The sequence below is a fragment of the Phycisphaeraceae bacterium genome, assembly GCA_019454185.1.
Lineage (GTDB): Bacteria > Planctomycetota > Phycisphaerae > Phycisphaerales > UBA1924 > JAHBWV01.
The window spans coordinates 3410173-3426693 of the sequence record CP075368.1 but is presented as its reverse complement, the minus strand read 5'-3'; the positions used below and the strand labels follow the sequence as shown (position 1 = coordinate 3426693).

The following is a 16521-nucleotide window of genomic DNA, read 5'->3' as shown; positions in this document are numbered from 1 at the left end:
ATGTTATGTGCCCGGCGGTCGCTCAGAGGAGGTGCAGGAACCAGCGGATGGCCCACGCGGCCTCGAAAGTGGCGAGCCACGCCAGGAACGCCCAATGGAGATTGGTGAAGAGCGGCCCGCGGATCGAGCGGAGAGTGATGGGCTTCGCCTCGGCGCGCATCGGGTGTGGATCGGTTGCGTGTGCGGCTCTGGCAAGCGATGCGTGCTTGATGGCGGTCCGGTGGAGGGGTGTGTGCGGGCTGTGCGACTGCGTGCGGAGTCCGTGGGGTGTCGCGCGTCGAGGGGGTGGGATTCCACACGCGGCCCACATCGGTTGTGGTGGGCGGTTGCGCCGATTGTGCGCCGATGCGGATTCGTGGCGCGGAACTGCGATCCAAGGGCGAGGTCGGACGTATAACAGTTCGGATGACAATTCGAGCCCGGGATTGACGCGGGGGGCGCGTCGGGCCGATAGCAAGTGCGAAGCGGCGCAGGATCGCGCTCCTCCCCCGGTTGACGGCGATGTGCTCGCCGCATGAAGCGGCGGGGCTTCTCCCGACAGCCAGAGCGAGCGTCCTTCCGGGTGCCAGTGCACGCCGCGTCCCTGGAGGGAACTCGCTATGGCCGACCTTGTGAAACTGATTGAGTCCCGCCTTGATCGTCAGCGCTTCCAGGAGCACCACTGGACGGGGACGTTCTCGGAGTATCTGGATATCGTCGCGAAGAATCCGTCGGTGGCGCGGAACGCGTACCAACGGCTCTATGACGCGATCATGGCGCATGGGTTTGAGCATTATCGCGTCTTCAAGAAGGATTGTGTGCGCTACCACTTCTTCTCTGACCCGATCGACAACGGAGCGGACGGGATCTTCGGGCTGGACTTTGCGCTGATGCAGCTGGTGGACTTCATGCGGTCCGCGGCCGAGGGGTACGGCACGGACAAGCGCGTGCTGCTGCTGCACGGGCCGGTGGGGTCGAGCAAGAGCACGATCGCGCGCCTGCTGAAGAAGGGGCTGGAGCACTATTCACGGACGCCGGAGGGCGCGCTCTACTCGTTCAGTTGGATGCTGGATGAGAAGTGCGAGGTCTCTCCATCGGCGCACGACGCGCGGATCGCGGCGGCGACACACGAGTTCGCCTGCCCCATGCACGAGGACCCGCTGATCCTGATTCCGAAGGAAGCGCGGGGCGATCTCCTGATGCAGGTGAACGAGGCGTACAAGCCGGAGCACCACGGGGGGAAGATCCGGTTGTACGGGGAGCCCGATCCCTTCTGCCGCAAGGTGTTTGAGGACCTGATGCGGTTCTACCAGGGCGACTGGCGGAAGGTGATGGACCACGTGAAGGTGCGCCGGATCGTGCTGAGTGAGAAGGATCGCGTGGGTGTCGGCACGTTCCAGCCCAAGGACGAGAAGAACCAGGACTCGACGGAACTCACGGGCGACATCAACTACCGGAAGATCGCGCAGTACGGCAGCGACTCGGATCCCCGGGCGTTCAACTTCGATGGTGAGCTGAACATCGCCAACCGGGGCATCTGCGAGTTCATTGAGCTCTTGAAGCTGGATGTGGCGTTCCTGTACGACCTTCTGGGCGCGACGCAGGAGCACACGATCAAGCCCAAGAAGTTCGCGCAGACGTACATCGACGAGGTGATCCTCGGGCACACGAACGAGCCGGAGTACAAGCGGCTGCAATCCAACGAGATGATGGAGGCGTTCCGCGATCGCACGATCAAGATCGACGTCCCTTACAACATCCGCCTGGATGATGAGATCCGGATCTACCAGAAGGATTTTTCCGCGCAGCGGATCAAGGGGATCCACATCGCGCCGCACACGCTGGAGGTCGCTGCGATGTGGGCGGTGCTGACGCGCCTGGCCGAGCCGAAGAAGGCGGGCCTGACGCTGATGCAGAAGCTGAAGCTCTACAACGGGAAGAGCATCCCCGGCTTCACCGAGGACTCGGTGAAGGAACTGAAGGAAGAGGCGCCGCGCGAGGGGATGGATGGGATCAGCCCGCGTTACATCCAGGACAAGATCTCGAACACGCTGGTCAGCCGCCAGGCGATCGAGGAGAAGACGATCAACCCATTCATGGTGATCAACGAGCTGGAGAGCGGCTTGTCGCACCACTCGCTGATCAACGACGAGGAGACGAAGAAGCAGTACCGAGAGCTGCTCGCCGTCGTGAAGGAGGAGTACGAGGACATCATCAAGGGCGAGGTGCAGCGGGCGATCAGCGCGGACGAGGATGCGATCCGGCGGCTGTGCGCCAACTACATCGAGAATGTGCGGGCGTACACGCAGAAGGAACGCGTCAAGAACCGCTACACGGGGCGCGACGATGAGCCGGATGATCGCCTGATGCGCTCGATTGAAGAGAAGATCGATATCCCCGAGAGTCGCAAGGACGACTTCCGGCAGGAGATCATGAACTACATCGGTGCGCTCGCGCTGGATGGGAAGAAGTTCGAGTACAACACCAACGCACGGCTGTACAAGGCCCTGGAACTCAAGCTGTTCGAGGATCAGCGCGACACGATCAAGCTGAAGAACCTGGTCTCCAGCGTTGTGGACGACGAGACCCAGCAGAAGATCGACATCGTGAAGCAGCGGCTGATCAAGCAGTTCGGGTACAACGACGTCTCGGCGACGGATGTCCTGAACTATGTGGCGTCGATCTTCGCAAGGGGGGATGTGAAGTCGAAGTGAGAGAAGAGAACGCGGAGTGACGCAGAGGGAAGGGGGAAAGGGACGAGGAAGAGGTTGAACGCGAAGATCTCGCCCCCCACAAGGACGCGAAGAAGAGGACTCAACGCGGAGGGCCGCCGAGGGCCGCGGAGAGGAATCGGAAGAAGTGCTGAACGTGGAGTACGCGGAGGAACGCGGAGAAGAGGGGAACGGGGGAAGGCCGGAAGAGTCTCGTCACGGAGCGTGACCGTCGCTATGAAGTCCGAAGCGGACTGCGTAGGCACGGGGAGCGTGTCGCCGTTGGCGACCAGCAGAGCTTGCATCTCGTTCATGCCTGCACTTTGAGAAGGCATGGCACCCCCCACCCATTGGCACACCCGCTGGACACATGGCGGCCGCTGGCCCCGTAGGATCACGCATTCTCGTCTGGTCCTGCATCCGGTCGGACACCTTTGATCGATTCGCCTGTTGAAACGGACACGGCGCACCCGGATCGAGATCCCCGGATGTGGGAGCCGGTGGCTTGGTCAGCATGCATGGTTCCTGGGGCCTTGGAGGTTGTGGTCTGAAGACTCTCAGAGGACATCGCGTGAGTCGTCTTTCTTCGCTTCACGTGGGCGTTGTTCTGGGGGCGTGCGTGCTTGCGTGCGTGGGGGCGTGCGTGGGTGCGGCGGGGTGCAAGCGAGCCCCAAGCAACGAGGCGGCCCGGGCAGAGCCGCAGTCGTTTGAGTTGGAGGTGACGACCCCGACACGGGCGATGCTTCCTCGGACGGTGCGTGTCACGGGGACGCTGTTTGGGGAGGAAGAGGCGACGATCGCCTCGAAGGTGAGCGGGCGTGTGGTGGAGATCCTGGCGGATCTTGGTGACTCTGTCGAACCGGGAGCTCCGCTCGTCCGCATCGACCCGACGGACTATGTGCTGGTGCGTGACGAGCGGGCGCGGGCGATGGTCGAGACGCTTGCTTCGATCGGCCTCAACGGGCTACCGGATGTGGATGAGGAGTTCTCGATCGACGAGGTGCCGACGGTGGCGCGGGCGATTGTTGAAGCCGAGAACGCGAGCGTGCGATTCGAGCGGGCCCGCCAGTTGGCCGAGCGCGAGCAGCCGCTGATGGGCCCCCAGGAGTTCAGCGATATCCGCACGGCGTACGACGTGGCGCGGGCGAATGTGACGGTGCAGCGGCTCGAGGCGAGGACGATCCTGGCGCGGGCACGGACGCTCGAGGCCCAGGTGCGGATCGCGGCCCAGCGGATCGACGATTCGACGGCTCGCGCGCCGGAGTCGGGCGAGGGTGGGGACCGGCTGTACAGGATCGCATCGCGGGGCGTCTCTGTCGGCGACTTCGTGCAGGTCGGCCAGGCGTTGATGCGTGTGGTCGATTCTGATCCGATCAAGCTGCGGCTCAACGTGCCGGAGCGGCGTTTCTCCGAGATCGCGCCGGGCCAGCGCGCCTCGGTGGTTGCCGACGCGGTCGATCCGCGGAACACAGATCCGGTTGTCGGCGTGGTCTCGCGGCTTGCGCCCTCGCTCGATGTCTCGACGCGGACGCTGCCGATCGAGGTGCTGATCCCGAACAGCAGCGGCGGGCTGAAGCCGGGCGGGTTCGCGACGGCGGAGATCGCCGTGGGCGAGGAGGACGCGCTGGTGGTTCCGGCGAGTGCGATCCTGACCTTCGCGGGCGTTCACAAGGTGATCATCGTGGCCGATGGATCGGCCCAGGAGCGGCGTGTGCAGATCGGCGCGCGTGCGGGCGATCTCGTTCAGATCCTGAGCGGACTGAAGGGTGATGAGACGATCGCGCGTTCGCCGCCGAATTCGGTGACGACAGGATCTCGTGTCCGCATCGTCGCGGAGACCGGCGTGGCGGGCGGGGGGGTCGGGGAGCGGTGAGCGTTCGGGGCGTGCTGATTCACTTCGCGGATTCGAGGAGCAGACGTGCAGAAGTTGGCTGAGATCTGCATCAAGCGTCCGGTGTTTGCCGCGATGCTGAACCTCACGCTGATCATCATCGGCGTGGTGAGTTACCAGCGGCTCGGCGTCGATCGGCTGCCCTCGGTGGACATCCCGACGGTGAGGATCAGCACGACGCTCGCGGGCGCGGCCCCCGAGGAGATCGAGACCGAGATCGTCGACGAGCTGGAGGAGGCGATCAACACGGTCGAGGGGATCGACGAGTTGCGATCGGTCTCCAACCCGGATCGCGCGTTCATCCTGGTCAACTTCAATCTCGAGAGGAACGTGGACGTCGCGGCCCAAGATGTCCGCGACAGGGTGTCGGGCGTGCTGCGCCGGCTTCCGAGGGATGTCGATCCGCCGAACATCAGCAAGGTGAACGGCGATTCGGACCCGGCCCTCACGGTCGCGATCTCAGGGCCGAGGTCGCAGCGCGAGCTGACGGAGCTGGCGGACAAGCTTGTCCGTCAGCGGATCGAGCGTTCGCGGGGCGTCGGCGAGATCCGTCTGGCCGGGGCGTTGATCCGGACGATGAACATATGGCTCGACGCGGACCGGCTCGACGCGCTCAGCATCCCCGTGACGGCGGTGCGCGACGCGATCGAGGCGCAGAACGCGAGCATCCCCGGCGGCAACGTCTCGTCGTTCGAGCGTGAGTACTCGCTGCGCACGGCGGCCCGGCTGCGCGACGAGGCGGACTTCGGCGATGTCGTGATCGCGACGCGCGACGGGATCCCGATCCGCGTGCGGGACGTTGGTCACGCGGAGGATGGAACGGCGGAGCTGCGGACGCTGGCGCGTCTGAACGGCGAGCCGACGGTCACGCTGGAGATCTATCGCCAGTCGGGGGCGAACACGGTCGAGGTGATCGAGGATGTCAAGAAGAACCTTGCCGCGCTGCGCTCGGAGCTGCCGGCGGATATCCGTGCGGAGGTGATCCTCGACCAGTCGAACTACATCTATGCCGCGTTGAAGGAGATCAATCTCCATCTGGTGCTGGGGAGCATCTTCGCGAGCGTGGTGGTGCTGGCGTTCATGCGGAACTGGCGATCGACGCTGATCGCGGCTGTGGCGATCCCAACGTCGATCATCGCGACGTTCGCCGTGATGGACGCGCTGGACTTCACGCTGAACGCGATCACGATGCTGGCGCTGGTGCTGATGGTCGGCGTAGTGATCGACGACGCGATCGTTGTGCTGGAGAACATCTACCGGTTCATCGAGGAGAAGGGGATGAGCCCGGTCGCGGCGGCGATCGAGGGGACGCGGGAGATCGGGCTCGCGGTGCTCGCGACGACGCTCTCGCTGGTGGTGATTTTCGTGCCGGTCTCGTTCATGTCGTCGGTGGCCGGGCGATTCCTGTACCAGTTCGGGATCACCGCTGCGGTGGCGGTGCTGGTCTCGCTCTTTGTCTCCTTCACGCTGACGCCGATGATGGCGTCGAAGATGCTTCGTGCGCCGAAGTCGGGCTCGCACGGGGCCGCGCCCGCGTCGAGGGGCGGGTTCTACCGGCTGATCGATCGTGCGTACACGGCGATGATCCGCTGGTCGATGGGCCATCGCCTGATCGTGATGGCGGGTGCGATCCTGATCTCTCTGACGTCGATCCCGATGCTGGGGATCGTCGGGCGGGAGTTCGTCCCGTCGGACGTTGATGAGGCCGAGTTCACCGTCTCGGTTACCGCGCCGGAGGGGACGAGCGTGGGGGCGATGCAGGCGGCGATGCTGGAGGTTCAGAACGTGATCCGGGCCGTGCCGGGGGTGACAGACACGCTCGTGACCTCGGGCGGCTTTACGGGCTCTCAGATCAACTCGGCCAGCGTCTACGTGCGCATCGAGCCGCACAACCAGCGTCTGTTCTCGTTCTCGCGCCTTATCGAATCGACACTCAGGGGCGCGCCGCTGGAGGCCTTCCGGGGCAACTACAGGCAGGCCGACGTCATGAACCGGATCGACTCGGAGCTCAAGCAGTTCCGAGAGCTGCGCTGCCAGGTCAGGAACTTCCAGGCGTTCAATCTCGGGGGCGGCCCGTTCGACGTCAACTTCATCATCAGGGGCGCGGAACTCTCGAAGCTCTTTGAGTATGGAGAGCGTCTGCGTGACCAGTCCATCGAGGCGGGCGGGTTCCGCGGCCTCGACACGTCGCTCCGGCTGAACAAGCCGGAGCTGCGGGTCTCGATCGATCGCGACCGTGCGGCGGACCTGGGCGTCGCGGCCCGCGACATCGGCACCGCGCTGCGGCTCATGGTCGGCGGCGCGGAGGAGGTCACGCGATTCCTTGATCCAGCGACGAATGAGCAGTACGACGTGCGTCTGCGGCTCGTGGAGGATGACCGGAGCCGCCCCGAGCTGATCGACACGCTGAAGCTGCCGCGCGAGGGAGGGGGGCTGGTCGAAGTGTCGAGCGTTGCGTCGATCACGCCGACGCTCGCGCCCTCGCGGATTGACAGACTCGATCGCCAGCGGATCATCGCTGTGCGGGGCGGCGTGGCGCCGGGTTACGCGCTGGGCGATCGCCTGGAGGTGATGCAGCAGCTGGCCAAGGACATGAACATGCCGCCGGGGTACTCGGTGTCGCTGACGGGTCGCAGCCGCGAGCTGGAGCGCACGTTCCGGGAGTTCGGCTTCGCGTTCCTTTTGTCGATCGTCTTCATGTATCTGATCCTGGCGTCGCAGTTCGAGTCTCTGACGCACCCGCTGACGATCCTGCTGTCGCTGCCGCTCTCGGTGCCGTTCGCGCTCGGGTCGTTGTATCTGACGGGCGGGACGCTGAACATGTTCAGCGCGCTGGGGATCCTGGTGCTGTTCGGCGTGGTGAAGAAGAACGCGATCCTGCAGATCGATCACATGAACGGGCTGCGCCGGGCGGGGATGCCCCGTGCCGAGGCGATCCTGTTGGCCAATCGAGATCGTCTTCGCCCCATCCTGATGACGACGCTCTCGCTCGTTGCCGGGATGCTGCCGCTGGCGGTTGGTACGGGTCCTGGCGCGGAAGAACGACGCGCCGTGGCGGTGGTGGTGATCGGCGGCCAGTCGCTGTGCCTGCTTCTGACACTGGTCGTGACCCCTGTCGCGTATTCACTGTTCGATGATCTGGGCCGGATCTTCAATCGATCACGCTCTGAGTCTGCGGCGGTGTCCTGAAGCGGACTGAGCGCACACGCCTCGGCCGAGCCGCGCGAGTCTTCCCCTTTCAGAATCCGAATCGATATGCGAGATCGGGCATGAACCGGTGAGGATACCTATTCCGGAGACCGATTCAGTGATCGGGCGGAACCTCCGCCGAACACCCGCCGAAACATATCTCGGCCGATCGGCTTTGCGGAGAGTTCCATGCAGACGAAGTCTTCCCGTTCTCGCGCCCGTGCTGTCGCTGCCATCTCCCATGCCGCGGCTGCGGCCGGGCGTGTTGTGGCGGGTTTCGCGGCTGTCGTCGGATCCATGTCGGCGCTCACCCTCGCGACGGGGTGCTCGGCGACGCGTTCATCCGACCCGGTGGCCCTGACCTCGCTGTATCCGGACCACGCGGTGAAGCCGGAGGGCGTGATCGTCGAGCACAAGAAGAAGCTCGGCCCGCCGCCTCCCGGGCATCCGAAGATCGTCGGCGAGCCGGTGCCGAACTGGACGTGGGAGTCGCAGTTCGAGCGGTCCTCGTACCCATTGAACTGGACGTTTGTCGGCCCTTCCGCGATCCCGTCAGAGTACTGGTCGGGGAACACGAAGGCCTCCGGGCGTGTGATCTCGATCGCGCCGCACCCGACGGACCCGAACACGTGCTACGCGGCCTCGGCCTCGGGCGGCCTGTGGAAGACGACCAACGGCGGGACGTCGTGGTTCCCGCTGACGGACCAGCTCTCGATCCTGAACAGCGGTTATGTCGTCGTTGATCCGGTCAACCACGAGCGTGTGTATTACGGAACGGGTGAGTACTGGACGAGCTCGAACGGCGACGGCCTCTTCCGTTCCGACGATGGCGGCGCCACGTGGACGCAGCTCGCGAACGCCTCGCAGGTCGGTTCACGCATCACCGGGATCGCCATCAACCCGAACAACACGGCCATCATCCATCTGACGAGCAACAGCGGAACGTACATCTCGTTCAACTCCGGGAGCACATGGTCGCAGCGAATGAGCGGCGCGTGCCCATCGCTCGCGCTCGATCCGATCAACCCGAACAACGTGCTTGTCGGGCGTCATAGCCAGGGCGTGTACAAGTCAATCGACGGCGGCCTGACATACACGAAGCTGGCGGGCGGGCTTCCGACGACGAGCATCGGGATGGTGCTGGTGGATCTGTGCCGCACGAGCCCTGATGACATGTACACGGCGATCGTTGGTTCGGGCGGCTCTGTGAACGGCGTCTTCCGCTCGACGGATGGTGGTGCGACATGGGTCAAGAAGACCGCGACGCCGAACTTCTGCTCTCCTCAGTGCTGGTACGACATCTACCTTGCGGTCGATCCGAACGATCCTGAGGTTGTGTATCTTGGCGGGGTCGATCCGCGGTACGCGGTTGCCGGCGTGCTCAAGTCCGTGAACGGCGGCAACTCGTGGACGGAGATCTCACAGTTCTCGGGCGGGACGCTCCATCCGGATCACCACACGCTGGTGTTCGGCCCGGGCAACACGATCTGGGAGGGCAACGACGGTGGCGTGTGGAAATCCACCAACGGCGGCGCATCGTGGATCAACTGCAACAACGGGCTGGGCACGGCGCAGTTGTACACGATCGCGTTGCATCCGGCCTTCCCCGATCGCATGCTGGGGGGGACGCAGGACAACGGCACGCCCGAGCGTGTGAGCGCATCGACCGAGTGGCCACAGTTGCAGGCGGGCGACGGCGGATTCTCGGCGTTCGACTACTCGAGTTCGTCGCGCAGGTACACGACATACGTGTACCTCTCGATCTATCGCTGGACGAACTCGAGCAGCCGCAACATCACCGGCCCGTGGGGGAGCGATTCGACGAACTGGATCAGCCCGCTGGTGATCGACCCGGTGACGCCGTCAACGCTGTACGCGGGCACGAACAGGGTCTGGCGCACCACCAACGCGACGGTCACGACGCCGAGCTGGACGGCGATCAGCACGAATTCGATCGCGAACGGCGGAACGCTCAACGCGATCTCGGTCGCGACCTCCAACAACAATGTGATCTACACCGGCTCCTCGAACGGACGTGTCTCGTACACCTCGAACCTCTCGACGTGGAGCACGCGATCCACGGGCCTGCCATCCTCGGGCGTGAGCGACATCATCATCAACCCGAGCGATGCCGCGGAGGCGTTCGCGTCGTTCTACACATCCACGGGCGGCAGGATCTTCCGCACGGTTGACTCGGGCCTGACGTGGACGGCCGTCGGCTCGAACCTTCCCTCGGGCGTCGTGCCGCGGGCTCTCGAGGTGGATTTCGAGTTCAACCCGCGCGCGATCTACGCGGGCTCGGGTGCGGGGATCTATCACTCGCTGGACGGCGGCGCGACGTGGATGAAGAACAACGCCACGTTCCCGAACGCCAACGTGGGCGACATCGCGATCGATCGCGCGCGGCGGCGGATCGTCGTTGCCACCTACGGGCGCGGCGCGTGGATGTCGAACCTGCCGAGCCCGTGCCCCGCCGATTACAACGGCGACACCGTGCAGGACGTGGTCGACTTCCTCGACTTCCTGGATGACTTCGGCGCGTGCGAGCAGCAGCCGGCACCGTGCGGCACGAGCTCCAACGCCGACTACAACGGTGACACGATCATCGACATCCTCGATTTCCTCGACTTCATCGACGCCTTCGGCCAGGGATGCCCCTGATCGAGGCATCTGACTCAGATAGAGCCGGAACCGCGCGAACGCGGACCCCCCACGGGTCCGCGTTTGCTTTCGATGAAGGGCGTGGCGATTGCCGCGCTCGGGGAGGCGCGGCGGCGCGGACGCCCTGGACCAGACGGCAGTACGATGGAGCATGCGCAGACAGATCCATGCCGCGATTCCGGTGCTGAGTGTCACGCTTCTCGCGGGCGCGGCTGCGGCATCCGAGCCGGAACGCGGCGAGGCCCCGAGTGCGAAGAAGCTGCTGTTCATCGGTATCGATGGAGTCCGCCCGGATGCCCTGGAGGTCGCAGAGACCCACTCGCTCGCGCGCCTCAGAACGCAGGGGGCGTATGCCGCGGACGCGCAATGCGAGGATCTGACGTTCAGCGGCCCCAACTGGTCAACGATTCTGCACGGCGTGCATCGGGACAGGCACAACGTGACGACGAACGACTATCGCCGCGCTCGCATCGAGCAGTACCCGGATCTGTTTGCGCGGCTCGAGGCCTTCAATCCGAACCTCAACACGGCGCGGCTTGTGACGTGGGACGCGATCCAGAAGTTCCAGCCAACAGGCGCGGATCTTGCGATCTATTACGATTATCAGGAGAACGGGGACGAGCGTGTCTCGGATGACGCGGCCCTGCTGATGCGCGGGGAGCACGCCGACCAGCCCGTCAACGCGGATGGTTCGCGCGACATCGACGCGATCTTTCTCTATCTCGGCGATGTCGATGTGGCGGGGCACGCGCACGGCTTTGATCCGTCACGGCGTCTGTATCTCGACGCGATCACGCGCGCCGATCGGCAGGTCGGGCGCGTGCTCGACGCGATGATGTCCAGGCCCGGCTACGCGTCCGAGTCGTGGCTTGTCATCGTCACAACGGACCACGGGGGCTCGATCGACGGTGAGCACGCGGGGGGCACGTTCGAGAAGCGGACCATCCCGTTCATCGTCTGGTCGAACGACGCCACGGTGATTCCGCATCGCATCTTTCCGAACCCGAAGAACGTGGACGGTGTCAAGACCGCGCTCGCCCACATGGGCCTTGCCCCTGAGTCCCTCACCGACCTCGACGGGAACATCGTCGGGCTCGCGCCGAGCTCGCCCCCGCTCGCCGCGTTCGGCGTGAACCTGATCTACAACGGCGATGCCGAGGATGACAGGGGGTTCGATTCGTCCGAACTCGACCAGGCGATCAGCGGATGGATCGACCCGGGGCCGCTGGGCTTCACGGTCATCCGATACGGCGCGCCGGGCTTTCCCGATGCGGAGACGGTCGGCCCTGTCGAACGCGGGCGGAACTTTTTCTGCGCCGGTGCAAGCGAGGAGTCCTCGCTCTCTCAGATGATCGATCTCGCGCCTCTCCGTGAGCAGATTTCAACCGGGAGGGTGCGCTACATGCTGGACGGGTGGCTCGGCGGGTTCGAGCAGCAGGAGGATTCTGTCGAGGTCATTGTGCTCTCGTATGGGCGGGACGGGCGAGAGGTTGCGCGCACCTCGATCGGGCCGGTCACCGCATCGGAGCGAGGCGGCACCGCGTTCGTCCAGCGAAGCGCCAGAGGGCTTCTCCACCCTGATGCGGAGCGGCTTGAGGTCCGGCTCATCGGCCGACGCACCGAGGGCGTGAGCAACGACGGATACGCCGACAATCTCTCCCTTATCCTGGCGCCACCGCGCTGATTCCGCTCCCGCGTTCGGCGCGACGTGTGAACATGGGCAACGGCGGACGGGCACGGGCAGTGACGATTCTTCCCATCTGAACGAAGATCGTGTTGAGTACGACGGCCGATTCGTGGTACGTTGGTGGCTTCTGGAGGTCCTTTGCATGTCTCACTCTCGCGCGTTTGCTCTTGCCATCGCTGCCTCTGTGTCCGGAGCCGTCGCGGCACAGGACTGGACGAATGCCGGCGGCAACTCAGGACGGAACGGCTTCACGAACCAGCGCGGTCCCGACAGCGCAACGACGATCTGGACCACAGCGCCGAGCTCGATCATCGCGTGGCAGCCCGTTTCAGATGGTTCGACCGTGTACGCGGTCCGTCAGACCGGATTCCCCCCTGAGCCCTCCTCGAATCTCTCGCCGATCTTCGCCCTTGACGTCGGGACCGGCGCGCAACGCTGGCGGAAGGACATCCCCTTCCTGACGGGACAGTGGACGACATGGGTCGCGGGTGTGAAGAACGGGCGTCTGTACGCCTCGCGCGCCGGGAACGGGGCGAGCGTGAACGCGAAGGTCTTCTGCCTCGACGCCGCGACGGGCGCGGAACTCTGGCAGTCTCAGGACACGGTGAACTCGGGGCCGTATGACGGCGTTGTCTTCGCGGACAACGGCGACCCGGTCATCGCCGATTTCAACCGCGCCACCCGCATCGACCACATGACGGGCGCGACCGTCTGGCGTGTGAATCGAGTCTGCTCGGTCTCTTCGTCGTGCGGCGGCGCGATCCACAACGGCGCGTTGTACGTCGCGGATGCCGTGGTCGGGGGGCACGCGATCAAGAAGTTCGACCTGGCGACGGGCACGCTGCTGTACCAGTCGAGCGTGATGCCCGGCTTCACGCTCCAGAACACGCCCTTCATCGGGTCCGACGGCACCATCTATCTCTCACGGACGCAGAACAATGCCGCCGTGGATTTCTTCTATGCCTTTGAGGACACGGGCGCGTCGCTCGTGCAGAAGTGGTCTGTTCCCGCGCAGTGGACGACCTTCTCGGAGTATGCCGCGAACCCGAGCGACGGTTCCGTGTACATGATCGATCCCGGCCTGCTCGTGACGCGTCGCGACTCGGAGTCCGGTGCGCTCATCGCACAGGCGGAATCGCCGATCGTCAACGACGGGAGCAACACCACCGTGCGGATGGCGGTTGACCAGCGCGGCAATCTCTACGTCTCGAACGGCGCGTTCACGAACGGGCGCGTCTACTGCTACGACGAGAACCTCGACCTGCTCTGGTCCGTGCCCTTCGCGTCGATCAACATCGGCGGACCCTCCTTCGGCGAGCGCGGCACGCTGATCGTCGCCGGAACCGGCACGAACATGCGCGCCTACCGAACCTCCTGCCCCTCGGACGTCAACGAGGACGGCGAGACCGACATCCTCGACTTCCTTGATTTCCTCGATTCCTTCGGCACCTGCGATGGCTCACCCGCGCCGTGCGCGGGCTCGAGCGGCGTCAGCGCGGATTACAACGGCGACACGCAGGTGGACATCCTCGACTTCCTCGATTTCTTCGATGACTTCGGCAGCGGCTGCTGAGATCGAATCCCCCCCACCCCCCACCACTCCCCCACCACCCCCCCCACTCTCCCCACCAACACAGCCAACCGCCGCACGCTCGGCACGCGTTGTTGGTGCGTGCGTGCCGGGCAAACCCGAGGGCTTCGGCTGAGATAGAGTGTGGGCATGGCTGAAGGCACTTTGTGCATCCTCTCGCGTATCGGCGCGGTTGCGGCGATATGTGCCGGCGCGATCTCACTCCTGGGGGGATGCGCGTCGAACAAGGTTGATCCCGAGTCGCGATCGGTCTCGGTCGCCCCGGGTCAGTACGAGGCGGCGTTCGATGCCGCACGAGAGACACTCCGCCGATATGACTTCACGCTGGATCGCGTGGACGCCCGTTCCGGCGTCATCACGGCGGGCCCGCGTTTCAGTCTCGGGCTGATGAACCCGTTTGATCCGGTGCAGTCGACGGCCGAGCAGGAAGTGCGCGAACTCGGGAATCAGGAGGGACGGAGGGTGCGGATCGTGTTCGCACGCCCGGACGACGGCCAGACGCAGGCGATGCAGGACTCTGTCCCCTCGTCCGACGATGCGTCGGAGGTGTACGCGGAGCCACCGCCGCCCGATGGGCTGCTGGCGGATGGCTCGCTGCTCGCATCGCTCGACGACGATCTTCGCAATGAGCCGGGCGCGATGCTCTTGCGTGTCGATGTTGTTGTCGATCGCATCTACAGGCCGGGTCGACGCATCGAGACCACGTCGATCCGGCACTCATCGACATTTCAGGATCCCGACCTGACAAAGCGCGGCATGCAGCCGTCGTACTCGGTGTCGCGGGAGCGCGACGACCTGCTCGCGGCACGGTTGGCCGAGGATATCCGCAAACGCCTTGCATCAGGCAAGTGACTCGCGGCTTTTATTGGAGCGACGACATGATGGTCTCGGACTCGATCACGATCAACGCCCCGCGTGAGCGGGTCTTTGAGGTCTGCTCGGACATCCGCAACGCTCCGTCGCGGATCCCGGAGATCACACGCGTCGATGTGCTCGGTGATGGGCCGATCGGCAAGGGCACGCGCTGGCGCGAGACACGCATCATGTTCGGCAAGGAGCACACCGAGCTGCTCGAGATCGCGGACTTCCGCGCGCCCGAGTTCTACGCGGTCACGGCCCACAACTGCGGCACAGACTACTACACGACGTTTGACTTCAAGCCAGAGGGACCAGACCAGACGATCGTGACCTTCGCGTTCGAGGGTGTGCCGACGACGTTCATCGCAAAGCTCGCTGGGATGCTGATGGCGCCGATGATGAAGAAGACGCTGATGAAGTGCATCGCATCGGACCTTGCGAACCTGAAACGCGCATGCGAGGCACAGGCCTGATCGGCGCGCCGGGCGGGGATCAGGGCGACCGGGGCTTGAGGTAGTCGTTGTCGAGTTGCCAGATTCCGGCCGTCTTCCGGTAGAGAGGGCGCACGGTGCCGGGTCCGGGATCCTGATTGTCTCGCAAGAGAAGGATGAGGTCGGAGAAGGCGGCGGGGTGCTGGAAGATATAGCCGTGGGAGGTTGTCCCTTTGACGTCGCAGTTGATGAGCTGGAGGGTGGTGATCTGATCGATGAGTGCAAGCCCCTTGGGGTCGAGTTTTTCGACTTTCAGGTCGCCGAGGCGGCTGCGGCCCCTGAAGAGCCAGTTGGACACGCTGAGTGCGACGTCCTCGCGCGAGGTGTAGATCGCGATGCGGTCGGCGACGTGGATCAGGCCCTCGTTGAAGAAACGCTGGATGAAGACGTCCAGGTCCATGTCGGGGGCGGCGAGAACGAGGGTGCGGAGTCTGAGCGCGCGGTAAATCTCTGTGTTCTGGTGGATCTCGTTGATAAACTCGCGTCCGGCCACGGGTGCGAAGAGGGATCGTCCGTAGAGGCCTCGCATCTCGTACTGGATCTCGCGGAGTGCGGTGGAGGCGACGTCGGTGCCGCGTGAGTGCGAGATGATGTGGATCTCGGTAACGCGGGGCGAGGCGACGAGCATCCAGATCAGCGACTTGAGCGGGACGACGGAGTATTCACCGGACTCGCGGTCGTAGGCGTATCCCTTCAAGCCGCCGGAGCCGGCCGGCCACGAGAAGCAGATGGGCAGACCGGGTCGGGCGGCAAAGTGCCAGGACTCGGCGACGCGGAAGACCGAGTCGTCGAACGTGTTGTTGTAACCGTGGACGTAGATGTATGCGGGGCCGCTGCCGCCGGGACCGAGCCAGGTGTCGAAGAGCCGATCGAACTCGTCCTTGGCGGCGGTGATGGGCACGATGGCATCTCTGGCGAGTTGGATTCGCCCATCCTCAACGACCATGTAGTCCATCACCGGCTTGACGACGCCGACCGGCTCGACGGACGCGACGCGGATGTGGTAGTGGTGGTCGCGCGGGACGGTGACGCTGTCGTTGACGAGCTTGTCCCAGGTCGGCTCGGGGGAGAGTGCGACGCGGGCGATGCCGTATGCAAGCTCCTTGGATCTGCCGTAGCCGAAGCGGGGGCCTTCGGGCGTATGTCGATCGACGGCCCTGTTCGTGACATAGAGCACGGGGATGTCCGAGGTGCGGAGGTGCTCGGGCACGTCCTGGAAGTGCTGACGCCCGGCGTCACTGCGCATGACGTAGGGGGCGTCGATGAGGCGGTGCTTCTGGCACGCGCCGAGCGCGCAGACGCCAAGCGAACTGACGCAGAGAAGGAGGAGAGTGAGGAGCTGGCTGGGGGTGCGGCGCGGGTGTGTTGAGTCGGTGGCGATGGGCATGGTCTGTGCCTCGGTGGTGATCTTTGCGGCACGCGGCCGCGGGGTGTTGGACGCGCGTAGGATAGTGTGATCTCTG

The 16521-nt window shown here is 64.8% G+C and carries 10 protein-coding genes; 8 read left to right on the top strand and 2 right to left on the bottom strand.

Translation table 11 applies throughout. The features are described 5' to 3' along the window. Nucleotides 1-22 precede the first annotated feature (22 nt). Nucleotides 23-160: a hypothetical protein gene (locus KF838_14335; GenBank protein ID QYK47955.1), complete on the bottom strand. Its 138-nt coding sequence runs from the start codon at nucleotides 158-160 to the stop codon at nucleotides 23-25. A 439-nt stretch (nucleotides 161-599) separates the two neighbouring features. On the opposite strand from KF838_14335, the gene KF838_14330 reads away from it, so the two are divergent. The 8 genes from KF838_14330 (at nucleotide 600) to KF838_14295 (ending at nucleotide 15040) form a co-directional block, all read left to right on the top strand. Continuing rightward, complete coding sequence (locus tag KF838_14330) at nucleotides 600-2693, top strand: hypothetical protein (protein ID QYK47954.1); 2094 nt, start codon at nucleotides 600-602, stop codon at nucleotides 2691-2693. Nucleotides 2694-3261: 568 nt separating this feature from the next. Then, nucleotides 3262-4563, top strand: coding sequence for an efflux RND transporter periplasmic adaptor subunit (locus KF838_14325; GenBank protein ID QYK47953.1), 1302 nt, complete (start codon nucleotides 3262-3264; stop codon nucleotides 4561-4563). Between the two features lie 45 nt (nucleotides 4564-4608). Then, nucleotides 4609-7770 (top strand): efflux RND transporter permease subunit, encoded by a 3162-nt coding sequence (locus tag KF838_14320; protein QYK47952.1) that lies wholly within the window; start codon nucleotides 4609-4611, stop codon nucleotides 7768-7770. A gap of 189 nt (nucleotides 7771-7959) precedes the next feature. Next, nucleotides 7960-10431, top strand: coding sequence for a hypothetical protein (locus KF838_14315; GenBank protein QYK47951.1), 2472 nt, complete (start codon nucleotides 7960-7962; stop codon nucleotides 10429-10431). A 151-nt stretch (nucleotides 10432-10582) separates the two neighbouring features. After that, nucleotides 10583-12115 carry an alkaline phosphatase family protein gene (locus tag KF838_14310; protein QYK47950.1) on the top strand — a complete coding sequence of 511 codons (1533 nt, stop codon included), beginning with the start codon at nucleotides 10583-10585 and terminating at the stop codon, nucleotides 12113-12115. Nucleotides 12116-12260: 145 nt separating this feature from the next. After that, on the top strand, nucleotides 12261-13691 hold the full coding sequence (locus KF838_14305; GenBank protein ID QYK47949.1) for a PQQ-like beta-propeller repeat protein: 1431 nt from the start codon (nucleotides 12261-12263) through the stop codon (nucleotides 13689-13691). Nucleotides 13692-13838: 147 nt separating this feature from the next. Then, nucleotides 13839-14561, top strand: a complete 723-nt coding sequence (locus KF838_14300; GenBank protein ID QYK47948.1) for a hypothetical protein — start codon at nucleotides 13839-13841, stop codon at nucleotides 14559-14561. A gap of 26 nt (nucleotides 14562-14587) precedes the next feature. Then, nucleotides 14588-15040 carry an SRPBCC family protein gene (locus KF838_14295; protein ID QYK47947.1) on the top strand — a complete coding sequence of 151 codons (453 nt, stop codon included), beginning with the start codon at nucleotides 14588-14590 and terminating at the stop codon, nucleotides 15038-15040. 19 nt (nucleotides 15041-15059) lie between these two features. On the opposite strand, the gene KF838_14290 is transcribed toward KF838_14295, so the two are convergent. Continuing rightward, nucleotides 15060-16445, bottom strand: coding sequence for an alpha/beta hydrolase (locus tag KF838_14290; GenBank protein QYK47946.1), 1386 nt, complete (start codon nucleotides 16443-16445; stop codon nucleotides 15060-15062). Nucleotides 16446-16521 lie beyond the last annotated feature (76 nt).